The following is a 12953-nucleotide window of genomic DNA, read 5'->3' on the forward strand; positions in this document are numbered from 1 at the left end:
GCTTCCTTTTTTATTTTTAAGAGTTATTCTTTTACTCAATTATAATTCGCTTTATAGTCTTTCTTTCTCCATCACTAACACTTACTAAATACACCCCAGACTGAACTGCATTTAAGTTAACAACTTGACTAAAATCTGATGTATTGTCATAAGTTTTATGATAAACCGAACGTCCTCTAATATCGTAAACTGTCACATTAATGTCTTCATTAGAAGTCGAATTCAGGTTTAAAGTAAACTCTCCGTTACTAGGGTTAGGGTAAATAGAGAAAATCTCAAATTGACTTTCTTCAATAGAGGCTGTAGGACTGCTACATATCTCAATTGACCAGTCATTTAATACCCCTGTATCTGCACTCCAGTTATCTGTCATAGATATAGTCCAATCCCCTGCACTATTCAACCCAGAAAAAACACTTAACGGATTTACTGGTGCATAATCCCCAACTGTTGCTCCAGCACAGACAATAGCAGGCTCTCCATCAATAAAAGTAACATCCAAGCCGGTACTCACTGCTGCGCAAGATCTGTCCCAAACAACTACTGCTGGTGTTCCGTCAGGATGAATAATTGTAATAATTAAATCCGCAATCCAAGTATGTGAAATATCTACATTAACTGTTATATAATCAATAATGACATCGTCTGGAACATTAATAACATTAGTTAATGCTTCACCTGGTTCACCACTACCTCCTGTACCATCTGGTATAGCTAGCCCAAGGGTAGTTGCTGAGCTATATATTGTACATGAAGGACATGCATCTCCAGAAACCACTGAAATATAATCGGTTAATGTTACAGTATCTGTTCCAAATGAATTTGTAACTTCTAAAGTCACATCGTAAGTTCCATCTGCAGCATAGGTCACAGTTGGGTTTTGATCTGTTGATGTGGCTGGTGTTCCACCTTCAAAAGTCCATGACCATGACGTTGCCGTAGGCACCGTTTCATCTGTAAAGGTCACCATGTTATTTGTATCTAAACATATCGTTTCATTATCTGCGCTAAAAGCTGCTGATGGCGGACCAGGTAATGCTGGCAAAGTATAACCACAATCAGTTAATGAACTATGTATGGTATTAATTTGATCATTCGTATAGCCAAGATTTACCGCAGCTTGATAAACTGCAACTGCTGCATCATTTTGACCTGTGGTTCCAGCTGTCATTCCAAGACCTTCCCAAAAGATTTTATCCATTTCTTGCTGACCTATTTGATCCCAAATCTCCATTAAGCATGTCGCCCAAATTTGACCATCAGTATGAATCGAACCTGTTAATCCACCAGGATATGTCGCGCCATAATTGGTAACTCTTCCGTTCCAACATTCATTATGACCATCCCAGTTAAAGACCCAATTGTATTGTGCGTCTCCTGGTCCCCAATATCCTAGTCCTCTATTATAGGATTGTGCCACATAATCACCAGTACCTTCTCCTAGTCCTTCAGCACCACTATAGCCTCCAGCAGTTACCCAATCATGTAAACCATGTCCTAATTCATGATGAATCACATCAGAATCTTCAGCATCATCGACACAACCTTCACCAAAAGACAATTGTGCTGTACCTGGAGTATAATAAGATTGGTCTGCGCCTCCTGCACCATGAGGATCAAACTTAACTCCTCCTGTATATTGGTATGGCATCACATCACAGCCTAAGGTGTTGTTAATATAATTCATCATATAATCAATATGATAATAGGTATTTGCGGGTTCAAAACCTTGTTCGTTTCTAGTAAAATTAAAATCAGGAGTCGCTTGAGCAAATAATCCAGTATTTGGCGTATCAAAATCTACAATTTGTGCTAATGGACCAACTAAAGAATACATTCCTCCGCTAAAAGTAATATCATTTAAAGTGGCACTAATTCTTGCAGCAGTTAATTGTGGTGTATCTGCATCATTTCCATCTACATAACCGCCGCCATAAGCAACCATATTAGACGATAATGGATCAGGGTCAAACACAAAACATGCGCCATCAACTCTTCTTCTATAAATTTCGTTAACTTTTGGTTCTTCTTTCTTAGCCTTATTAACTTTTTTATCTTTTTCATGACCGCTATAATATTGGTTCATGTCTACTACTTTAAAAATCTCTTCTGTTTGAGCATCCACAAAGACATGCCATTCTCCTAAAGGGTCACTAGTCAATATAGTAACTTCATGAGCTAATCGAGTCATTTTAGGATTGTTATATACCATAACTCTATTATTAGTATAGGAAGCAGGTGCATTAATACTGATATGATTTTTAGCAAGTTCTAAAGCACGTTCTTCCGACACACTTGGTATTGTATTAATACTTTTAAAAGCAACATAACTATTCATAATATACACCACTCTATTTTCTGGAGAAATAGTAATCGTTACTTCAGCTTTATTTACAGGATATCCTCTATAATATTGTCTATATCTTACAACAGAACCTGCATTAGTAGTTCGTGTGGCATGGTGATGAAGATTTTCTAATTCGCTTTTTGGAATGCCCAACTTAGCCGATTCATGCTCCAGATAATACATAGCCATACTTTCAGGACTATCTTCAGGAACTTCATAGTTTAAACCATATAGTGCTATAGGTGTTCCCGTTTTTACATTTATTCTTTTGTCATTTTTAATCACAGATTGAATAGCTTCATCTGCTTCTAAACTAATCTCAAAAGATCGCTTTTCCATTGGTTTTTGAGCCATTATATTGAAACTAAAAAATAGTGCTAATAAGCACAGAAGTACTGTTCTACTATGTAAAACATGTTGGTTAGCAGTTTTCATGATTGTAAATATTAAATTAGATGTGAATTATATGATTCTATAAATATATGATTATTTTCTTGATATAATAGAAACTTTGGCTATTGAAAATTCACTACAATCGCTTTTAAAAATGCTATACAGTTAGTCGATTTTAACCTTTAAAGTTGAGTATTAAATTATATTTTTACTATTTTTAGCTCCTTAAATACAATTTACAATTATTTAAATCATAAAAAAATGAAAAAAATTACTTTATTATTACTAATTATTGCGATTAGTGTTCCTAATTTTCTTTCAGCTCAAGAGAAAAAGGTGGCTAAAAAAATCTTTGGTCAAGAATTAACTGTTGACAACCAAAGAGTTGCTGAAGAGACTGGCTATATTCGTTGTGCAACAACAGAATATGAAAGAGCACTTCAAGAAAAATTTCCTGAAAGAATTTCTACTGAAGCCTTTGAAAATTGGTTAGCGCCTAAAGTGGAAGAGGTTAATGCATTATTGGAAAGCGGAAGAGGAACAATTTATACGATTCCTGTTGTTTTTCATATTCTTACAGATGGTGCTCCTGGTGGAGAAAACTTATCTCAAGCTGCAATTCAAGCACAAATAGATCAATTAAATATTGATTATGCTAATTTAGCTGGTAGTCCTTTTGGTACTGCTGCAGACACAGAAGTTAGATTCTGTTTAGCGCAACAAGATCCTAGTGGTGCAACTATGACTGAGTCTGGTATTAACCGTATCACAGATTATGGTGATACTGCACAATCTATGGGTAGCATGGATGGCGGAATTAAACAAGCTACACAATGGGACCCAACAAGATATATGAATATCTGGGTAGCTAATTTAAGTGGTGGTTTATTGGGTTATGCTCAATTCCCAACAGGTTCTGGATTACCTATGTATGCTGGTGGACCTTCAGATACTGATGGTGTTGTTGTTCTTGCTTCTTCTGTGGGTTCTATTGCAAACCCAAATCCTTTAGGTGGTGTTTATGCCTCAGGTAGAACATTGACTCATGAAGCTGGTCACTGGTTAGGATTACATCACATTTGGGGTGATGGTGGATGTGCTGTTGATGATTATTGTGCTGATACGCCTGCTGCATCTTCTTCTAATTTCGGATGCCCTAGTTCAGATTCTTGTGCTGGTGGTGATCCTGATATGGTAGAAAACTATATGGATTATACAGATGATACTTGTATGAATACATTTACTGCTGATCAACGTACAAGAATTGTAGCGGTAATGACTAATTCTCCTAATAGAATGGAATTAGCAACTTCTAATGCATGTTCTCCTGGTGTAATTTATGACCTTGATGGTAGATTAGATATTGAAGATTTAAATGTAGTAGATTGTTCTAGTTCAACAATGACTCCTGATGTTAAACTTACTAACTCTGGTAATAATACATTAACGTCTGCAACTATAAGCTATTATATTGATGGTGGTACACCTGTTGACTACAACTGGTCTGGATCTTTAAATATAAATGAATTTGAAATCATTTCATTACCTGAGTTAACCACAACAACTGGAGCACATACTTTCTATGCTGAACTGTCTAATCCAAATGGAGGAACAGACCTTAATACAGTTAATGATAATACTTCAGAAAGTTATACTTTCACTGGTGGACTTTGTGCTTCTGTTGGTAATATTGTATATGAAACAAGTGTAGAAGGTGTTATTCTTAATGATGGTACAACTGATATTCTATCTAACTTAAATACAGGTAAACCATCTGGTTATAGTGATTATACAGCAATTGTTACAGACGTAACAAGAGACGAACCTTACAGTATAACTATTAATGTTAATACTGATGGTAACTGGTTAAATGAAGTTAGAGTTTGGATTGATTGGAATCAGAATTGTACTTTTGATGCCTCTGAAGAATACGACTTAGGAACTGCTCAAAACGTAACCAATGACCCTACAAGTAATTCTGGTTTAAGTATAGTTGTTCCAACAGATGCGGCTTTAGGTAATACAACAATGCGTGTTACTAACAAGTATTTTGTAGCTCCTACACCATGTGAAGTTACTGATGGTTCTGGTGGAAGTGTTGATGCAGAAGTTGAAGATTATACAATTAATGTAATGGCTCCATTAAGTGTTGATGAGTTTGGATTAAATAGCATCAGCATTTATCCTAACCCTACAACTAACGTATTAAACATTTCATTATCTAATAATGATTTACCTGATGGGTATAAAATCTATAATATGTTAGGTCAAACACTTTCTCAAAAAGTTATTAGCAATGTTTCAGATTTATCTGTTAATACAGCTAATTTAAGTGATGGCATGTACTTTATTCAAATAACAAGAGAAGGAAGCTCAGTTTCTTTACCTTTTATTAAAAAATAATAAAGTATTTTAATAATTAATAAAAGAGGATTGATTTAGTATCAATCCTCTTTTTTATTTTTGTATAAACAATTTACTCATTTGGAAGTTATACAATCGCTTAAAAATTCATTCTCTGAAAATACAGTAGCCACAATTGGCACATTCGATGGTGTGCATATTGGTCATCAAAAAATTTTAGAACGTTTAGTTAATACTTCTAAAAATAGCAACTTAAAATCTACTGTTTTAACTTTTTTTCCTCATCCAAGAATGGTGCTACAAAAAGACACCAATATTAAGTTAATTAATACGATTGATGAACGCATTAAATTACTAAAAGCCCAAGGTTTAGATTATCTTGTTATCAAACCTTTTACAAAATCTTTTTCACGTTTAACTGCTGAAGAATTTGTGGTTAATGTTTTGGTTGAACAATTACATGTAAAAAAAATAATTATTGGTTATGACCATCATTTTGGGAGAAATAGAACAGCGAATATTGATGATTTAAAACGTTTTGGTCAAACCTATAATTTTGAAGTTGAAGAAATTTCTGCTCAAGATATAAATGAAGTATCTATAAGTTCTACTAAAATTAGAAAAGCCCTAGCTGAAGGCGATATAGAAACAGCCAACTTATTTTTAGGTTATAACTTTATGCTTCAAGGTACTGTAATAAAAGGAAAGGGTTTGGGTAAAACTATTGGCTTTCCAACAGCAAATATAAATATTGAAGAAGATTATAAGCTTATCCCTAAACAAGGTGTATATGTGATTCAATCTCAATACAACAATCAAACCATTTATGGTATGATGAATATAGGCACCAATCCAACAATTAACAAGAATTCTAATCAATCAATTGAAGTCCATCTTTTTAATTTTAAAAAAGATATTTATGATGAGTTTATTCATGTAGAGCTTTTACATAGAATTAGAGATGAACAAAAATTTGATTCGATTGAAGATTTAAAAAAACAAATCCAAGAAGACAAAACAAGCGCACTTCATTTTATAAATAAAATGCAATTTGAATAATCTACTATTTAAACATATAGACAATAGTGCTCTTATAGCTTTTAGAATCCTATTTGGTTTACTGTGCTTTCTGGAGTCTGTTGGAGCCATTTTTACAGGCTGGGTTAAGTACACGCTTATCGATCCTCAATTTACGTTTTCATTTATTGGCTTCGAATGGTTACAACCACTTCCAGGTAATGGCATGTACTTTTACTATGCAATTATGGGGATTTTTGGATTCCTAATCATGATTGGTTATAAATATCGATTTAGCGCCATAATGTTTACTGTGATGTGGACAGCCACTTACCTTATGCAAAAAGCATCGTATAACAACCACTACTATTTATTGATTCTATTAAGTGCAATAATGGCTTTTCAACCTGCACATAAATATTTTTCTGTAGATGCTAAGCTTAATCTAAACCTTAAACAACAGTCGATGCCACAATGGTGTCGTTGGGTTTTTATTCTTCAAATGTTTATCGTGTACACCTACGGTTCTATAGCTAAAATATATCCTGATTGGCTTGATGCTTCTGTGATGGAAATTTTTATGCGTGGTAAAAAAGACTTCTTTTTAATTGGTGAATTTTTACAGCAAAATTGGCTTCACTATTTTCTAGCTTATGGAGGTATTTTATTTGACGGATTAGTTATTCCTTTACTGCTATGGAAACCCACAAGAAAATGGGCTTTCTTTGCATCTATATTTTTTCATTTATTTAATTCAATTGTTTTTCAAGTTGGTATTTTCCCATTCTTATCATTAGGTTTTGCCCTTTTCTTTTTCGAGCCAAAAACGATTAAAAATATTTTTTTCAAGACCAAACCATTTTATACTGCAGAAGATGTAATTGTACCAAAATACAGCAAGCCACTTGTAGCTCTGTTTGTTATTTACTTTGTGATACAAATTGCACTACCGCTTCGTCATCATTTTATAAAAGACAATGTTTTATGGACAGAAGAAGGACACAGAATGTCTTGGCGTATGATGCTTCGCTCTAAACATGGCTTAGCCACTTATCAATTAGTTAATAAACAAGATCAATCTGTAATTATTGTTAAACCTGAAGATTACCTTTCTAAAAAACAAAAACGTTTAATAAGTACTAAACCAGATGTCATGTGGCAATTTGCTCAACGGCTTAAGCAAGACTACGCACAAAAAGGCATAGACGTTGCTGTATATATTAAATGTAAGCTATCTGTAAACGGACGTGCTTACGAACGCTTCATTAATTCTGAAGTAGATATTGCTTCATTAAAATGGAATGCCTTTAAACATAGTGAATGGATTTTACCTTCAAAACTAGATTGATTATAACGCTTCAATCTAAACTATTTCTTACTTTTGCGCTTTAAATTGCGTTAAGGATAGCAGCGACATCCTTTTTTTATTTTCTAAAAAAAGATATAGCGAATAGCCTGACCAAGCGTTCATTGAACTTTGGTGAAATGAAAACGCTTTGGAAACGCCCAAAAAACAAAACATGTTACAAGTACCATTTATTAGAGAAAACAAAGATTTAGTAATTCAACGATTAGCCAAACGAAATATTGATGCCTCACAAATGATTAATGAGGTGATTGCTTTTGATGAGGAGAGACGTTCGTTGCAAGCTCAACTAGATAACACCTTATCTGAATCTAACGCGCTTTCTAAGGAAATTGGTATGTTATATAAATCTGGTGCTATTGAAAAAGCTAATGTTTTAAAAGCTAAAACAACAGATTTAAAAGACGTGTCTAAAGATTTAACTGAAAAGTTAAATGCTAAAGTTGAAGCTTTAAACGAGTTGCTTTATAAAATACCGAACGTACCTCATGAATCTGTGCCTACTGGAAATACAGATGAAGATAATGAAGAGGTTTTTAAAGAAGGTGATATTCCTCAATTACACGAAGGTGCTCTACCTCATTGGGAACTTGCTAAAAAATATGACATTATAGATTTTGAGCTTGGTAACAAAATTACTGGTGCTGGTTTTCCTGTGTATAAAGGAAAAGGTGCGCGATTACAGCGTGCATTAATTGCTTACTTTTTAGACAAAAATACAGCTGCTGGATACACCGAATACCAATTGCCTCACTTAGTAAATGAGGCTTCAGGTTTTGGCACTGGACAATTGCCTGATAAAGAGGGCCAAATGTATCATGTGACTGCAGATAATTTATATTTAATTCCTACTGCCGAAGTTCCAGGAACTAATATATTTAGAGATGTTGTGCTTAGTGAAAGCGAATTACCTATTGGCATTACAGGTTACACACCTTGTTTTAGAAGAGAAGCGGGAAGTTATGGTGCTCATGTAAGAGGATTAAATAGACTTCATCAATTTGATAAAGTTGAAATTTTACGCGTCGAACATCCTAACCATTCTTTTAAAGCATTAGATGGCATGGTAAACCATGTTAAAGGTATTTTAAAGGAACTCAAATTACCTTATAGAATCTTACGCTTATGCGGAGGTGATTTAGGATTTACATCTGCCTTAACTTATGATTTTGAAGTCTTCTCTACTGCACAAGATAGATGGTTAGAAATTTCTAGTGTTTCAAATTTTGAAACATTTCAAGCTAATCGCTTAAAATTGCGTTTTAAAAATAGTGATGGTAAAAATGAACTGGCGCATACTTTAAACGGAAGTGCTTTAGCTTTACCACGAGTATTAGCTGGAATATTAGAAAACTATCAAACTGAAGATGGAATTAAAATCCCTGAGGTCCTAATTCCATATACTGGCTTTAGTATAATAAACTAAATTGTAGTTTTATTCCTACTTTATTTGTCTATTTTCTTGCATTTTATCGATAAAGCGCAAAATACACATGCCATTCAACGATTTTTTTCTGATTTATTTTGATATGTAAAAACTTTTCTAGTAGTTTATAGTCCCAAACCTAAAAACCTACTTAATCATGAAGAATATTCTACGTATTTTTCTACTTGCCGCTTTAATTTTTGTTGCTAGTAAAGTTTTATTCTCAGATTTTAGTATAAACAAATCTGAAAATAAAACTGCAATTGTAGTAGCAGATAATAAATGAATTGCCCCGATCAAGTACTTGAATCATGTTAAAATTGACATTGGTTAATAGCACAATTATTTGAATTGGCTAATGCCTGAAATAAGATTTCAGGCATTTTTTTTATAATAACATTTGCAATATCTACACAACACTTTTACTATATTTACCCAAAGTTGAGTATCTTTTATTAAACATCAAGGCCTTTATCATGAAGCTTATTTATATATTTTGTTTTCTATACTGTCTTAGCACTGTTGCGCAAGAGGATATCGTTGCAAAAGAATATTATAAAAAGGGTGAATTTGAAAAGGCTCAATTACTGTATCAAAAACTACATGATAAAAGTCCGACTAATTACATCTACTTGGTACAATTAGTTCGTACCTATCAGCAAATGGAACAATTAGATGTTGCGCAAGATTTATTACTTCATCAAATTTCTAAAATGGAATACCCTGCGTTATTAGTAGAGTTGGGATACAATTATCAGCTTAAAAACGACACTATTAATGCCAACTTAAATTACACTAAAGCAATAGAGGCTGTGGACTTAAAAGTAAATTTTGCGTTCTCTGTTGGTCGCGCGTTTGAAGAATACTCGCTCTTAGATAAAGCTGTCCTTGTTTATGAAAAAGCAATGGTGCTTAAACCCTCATACAATTTTAATATTCAACTAGCGAGAATTTATGGTGAACAAGGTGATATAGAAAAAATGTTTTCAAGTTATATCAATTTTATTGAAACCAATCCCAATTATGCAAGTACGATTAAAAATGCTTTAAATGAATTTGTAAGTGAAGACAAAGAGAACCCTAATAATCTTATCTTAAAAAAAGTATTACTTAAAAAGATTCAAGTCGCTCCAAATTTATTATTCAATGATTTATTGAGTTGGTTATTCATTCAGCAAAAAGAATATTATAAAGCATTTGCTCAAGAAAAAGCGATGTTTAAAAGGTTGCCTGAAAGTCTTGATCGCATTGAAAGCTTAGCGTTAATTGCTGTTCAAGAAAAACAGAATGCTGTGGCTAAAGACATTTTTAATTATATTATTGAAATAGCTCAAGACCCAGAGATTACTTTAGAAGCACACTATAATATTCTCAAAATAGAAACTAGTGAAGCGCTTGAAAAAGATTACCAAACCATAAATAAAAAATACTTAAGCCTTTTAGATACCTATGGGAAACATCCTCGAACCATAAAACTACAAATAGCTTATGGACATTTCTTAGCTTTTAATTTACATGATACAGAACAAGCGACTCGTTTTTTAAAAGAAAGCTTAAACCTACAATTAAGTGATTATCAATCTTCACAAGTCAAGTTAGAATTGGGTGACATCTTAGTTTTTCAAGAAAAGTTTAATGAAGCCTTAATTTACTATACTCAAATTCAACGAAATCTAAAAAACAGTACGCTGTCTCAAGAGGCACGCTTTAAAGTTGCAAAAACGAGTTATTATAAAGGTGATTTTAAATGGGCAGAATCTCAATTAAAAATTTTAAAATCATCTACATCACAACTCATCGCTAATGATGCTTTAGACTTAAAGCTTTTAATTTCGGACAATAAATATGAAGACTCTACACAAACTGCATTAAAACTATATGCCAAAGCAGATTTGCTCGCTTTTCAAAATAAACCTGATGAGGCTATTCAGCTTCTAAATCGTGTTCTTGAAGCTCATAAAAGCGAAACAATTATAGACCAAGCGCTATACAAGCAAGCTCAACTTTTTGAAAGCAAAAAACAGTACCTAAAGGCTGAAGCTAATTACATTCAAATAATTACTGATTTTAAAGAGGATATTTTAGCAGATGATACCTTATTTGCATTGGCTGAACTTTACCTAAATCATTTAGCTCAACCTGAAAAAGCTAAAGAATTTTATGAAGAAATCATCTTCAACTACCAAGATTCTATTTACTTTGTCGATGCTAGAAAAAAATACAGAATGCTTCGTGGCGACGCCATTAATTAATCAATAACCCAAATCACCTTTTAGAGCTTGCCAAAAAAACTCAACACCAAACTTTAAAATGATTGTAGCAGAAACTCATAGACTTATCATTTCTAAATTCACACTTTATGATGCGGCTTTCTTTTTAGAATTGGTAAACACACCACATTGGATTAAGTATATTGGCGATCGAAACATTAAAACTATTGAACAGGCAAAACAACGTATAAAAGAAGGCCATTTAAAAAGTTATAACACCTATGGTTTTGGGTTTTATAAATTACAATTAAAAGAAGAAAATAATAAGACGATTGGGACTTGCGGACTCATTAAACGTGACACCTTAGATCATGCCGATATTGGCTTTGCTTTACTCCCAGCATACGAAGGCAAAGGTTATGGTTATGAGTCAGCACTTGCTATTTTAAAGTTAGCCAAAGAAGACTTTAAACTAGAAACGGTTTTAGCAATTACATTACCAACCAATAAGCCCTCTATTCATTTATTAGAAAAATTAGGCTTATCTTATCAAAAAAAGGTAAAACCCTTTGAAGATGATAAAGAACTCCTGTTATTTGCAAAAAGGTTATAACCATATTTATTTTCTGTATATACTACAGAGTTTATAAAACACTATAAGATGATTATTTACAACGTAACTATAAATATAGACGACAGCATTCATAACGAATGGTTAGTTTGGATAAAAGAACACATTCCTCAAGTTTTAGGAACTGGTAAATTTGAAAAAGCAACACTAACAAAAGTTTTAGTTGAAGAAGAATTAGGAGGTCATACCTATTCTGTGCAATACAGATCTTATTCACGCGAAGCCTTAGATGCTTATTATAAAGAAGATGCCGAAAAGCTTAAAGCTGAAGGACTAAAAAAGTTTGCAGATAAAATGCTCGCTTTTAGAACCGAACTTCAAATCGTGGATGAATATTCAGTAAATTTTACATAAAAACAATGACTTCTTAAGCATAAGGTATTAAGGACGACAACATTCTAAGCGTGGAAAATCAACATCAAGTAAAAGCAAAAAAATTCTTAGGTCAGCATTTTTTAAACGATGAAAGCATCGCTCAAAAAATAGCAGAAACTCTAACGCTTAATGGCTACAAAACCGTTTTAGAAATTGGGCCAGGAATGGGTGTATTAACGAAGTATTTATTAGAAAAAAAAATCACAACACATGTCATAGAAATTGACAGAGAATCTGTAGAATATCTTCAATCTAATTATCTTAATTTAGCCCCAAGAATTATTGAAAAAGACTTTTTAAAATACGACTTAAACGAAACGTTTAAAGGTGAACCTTTTGCTATTATTGGTAATTTCCCTTATAATATTTCTACACAAATCGTTTTTAAAACCTTAGAAATGCGTCACCAAATTCCTGAGTTTTCTGGCATGTTTCAAAAGGAAGTAGCTGCTCGTATTTGCTCTAAAGAAGGCTCAAAAGTTTATGGGATTCTTTCCGTTTTAACTCAAGCATTTTATGATGCTGAATATTTATTTACTGTGCCTCCAAACGTATTCAATCCACCTCCAAAAGTAGATTCTGGCGTCCTTCGTTTAACCAGAAAAAAGGATTATACCTTGCCTTGCGATGAAAAATTATTGTTTAAAGTTGTCAAAACAGCTTTTCAACAACGCCGAAAAACACTTCGGAATAGCTTAAAAACACTCAATTTATCAAATAATTTAAGAGAAGATGTTATCTTTGGCAAACGTCCAGAACAATTAAGTGTAGAACAGTTTATAGAACTAACAACAAGTATTGAAAACGATTTAAAAGACGAATAG

At 33.1% G+C, this 12953-nt stretch carries 10 protein-coding genes; 9 read left to right on the forward strand and 1 reads right to left on the reverse strand.

Features of this window, described 5'->3' with window-relative positions:
* Nucleotides 1-31 precede the first annotated feature (31 nt).
* A complete protein-coding gene (locus tag ACFS5M_RS01500; protein ID WP_183484778.1) occupies nucleotides 32-2782 on the reverse strand; it encodes a T9SS type A sorting domain-containing protein in 2751 nt (916 codons plus the stop codon).
* 219 nt (nucleotides 2783-3001) lie between these two features.
* On the opposite strand from ACFS5M_RS01500, the gene ACFS5M_RS01505 reads away from it, so the two are divergent.
* From ACFS5M_RS01505 to rsmA, 9 genes are all read left to right on the forward strand, one after another.
* Nucleotides 3002-5143, forward strand: coding sequence for a GEVED domain-containing protein (locus tag ACFS5M_RS01505; RefSeq protein WP_183484781.1), 2142 nt, complete (start codon nucleotides 3002-3004; stop codon nucleotides 5141-5143).
* A gap of 81 nt (nucleotides 5144-5224) precedes the next feature.
* The gene (locus ACFS5M_RS01510) at nucleotides 5225-6163 is read left to right on the forward strand and encodes a bifunctional riboflavin kinase/FAD synthetase (protein WP_183484784.1); all 939 of its coding nucleotides are present in this window, start codon (nucleotides 5225-5227) and stop codon (nucleotides 6161-6163) included.
* Nucleotides 6156-7469 carry an HTTM domain-containing protein gene (locus tag ACFS5M_RS01515; protein WP_183484787.1) on the forward strand — a complete coding sequence of 438 codons (1314 nt, stop codon included), beginning with the start codon at nucleotides 6156-6158 and terminating at the stop codon, nucleotides 7467-7469. The genes ACFS5M_RS01510 and ACFS5M_RS01515 overlap by 8 nt, the downstream gene beginning before the upstream one ends.
* Nucleotides 7470-7641: 172 nt before the next feature.
* Nucleotides 7642-8913, forward strand: a complete 1272-nt coding sequence (serS, locus tag ACFS5M_RS01520; RefSeq protein WP_183484790.1) for a serine--tRNA ligase — start codon at nucleotides 7642-7644, stop codon at nucleotides 8911-8913.
* 157 nt (nucleotides 8914-9070) lie between these two features.
* Complete coding sequence (locus ACFS5M_RS01525) at nucleotides 9071-9199, forward strand: hypothetical protein (RefSeq protein ID WP_379897678.1); 129 nt, start codon at nucleotides 9071-9073, stop codon at nucleotides 9197-9199.
* Nucleotides 9200-9389: 190 nt separating this feature from the next.
* The gene (locus ACFS5M_RS01530; protein WP_183484794.1) at nucleotides 9390-11165 is read left to right on the forward strand and encodes a tetratricopeptide repeat protein; all 1776 of its coding nucleotides are present in this window, start codon (nucleotides 9390-9392) and stop codon (nucleotides 11163-11165) included.
* Nucleotides 11166-11223: 58 nt separating this feature from the next.
* Nucleotides 11224-11736, forward strand: coding sequence for a GNAT family N-acetyltransferase (locus ACFS5M_RS01535; protein WP_183484797.1), 513 nt, complete (start codon nucleotides 11224-11226; stop codon nucleotides 11734-11736).
* Between the two features lie 48 nt (nucleotides 11737-11784).
* Entirely contained in the window at nucleotides 11785-12108 is a 324-nt protein-coding gene (locus ACFS5M_RS01540; protein WP_183484800.1) for a DUF4286 family protein, read from the forward strand.
* 50 nt (nucleotides 12109-12158) lie between these two features.
* Nucleotides 12159-12953 (forward strand): 16S rRNA (adenine(1518)-N(6)/adenine(1519)-N(6))-dimethyltransferase RsmA, encoded by a 795-nt coding sequence (rsmA, locus tag ACFS5M_RS01545; RefSeq protein ID WP_183484803.1) that lies wholly within the window; start codon nucleotides 12159-12161, stop codon nucleotides 12951-12953.

It is taken from the genome of Lacinutrix iliipiscaria, assembly GCF_042686125.1.
Taxonomy (GTDB): Bacteria; Bacteroidota; Bacteroidia; order Flavobacteriales; family Flavobacteriaceae; genus Oceanihabitans; species Oceanihabitans iliipiscarium.

Bases quoted from the DNA above. Each gene is read 5' to 3' on its own strand.
- ACFS5M_RS01505 (WP_183484781.1), top strand. From the start codon at position 3,002: ATGAAAAAAATTACTTTATTATTACTAATTATTGCGATTAGTGTTCCT.
- ACFS5M_RS01525 (WP_379897678.1), top strand. From the start codon at position 9,071: ATGAAGAATATTCTACGTATTTTTCTACTTGCCGCTTTAATTTTTGTT.
- ACFS5M_RS01500 (WP_183484778.1), bottom strand. From the start codon at position 2,782: ATGAAAACTGCTAACCAACATGTTTTACATAGTAGAACAGTACTTCTG.
- ACFS5M_RS01535 (WP_183484797.1), top strand. From the start codon at position 11,224: ATGATTGTAGCAGAAACTCATAGACTTATCATTTCTAAATTCACACTT.
- ACFS5M_RS01540 (WP_183484800.1), top strand. From the start codon at position 11,785: ATGATTATTTACAACGTAACTATAAATATAGACGACAGCATTCATAAC.
- serS (WP_183484790.1), top strand. From the start codon at position 7,642: ATGTTACAAGTACCATTTATTAGAGAAAACAAAGATTTAGTAATTCAA.
- ACFS5M_RS01530 (WP_183484794.1), top strand. From the start codon at position 9,390: ATGAAGCTTATTTATATATTTTGTTTTCTATACTGTCTTAGCACTGTT.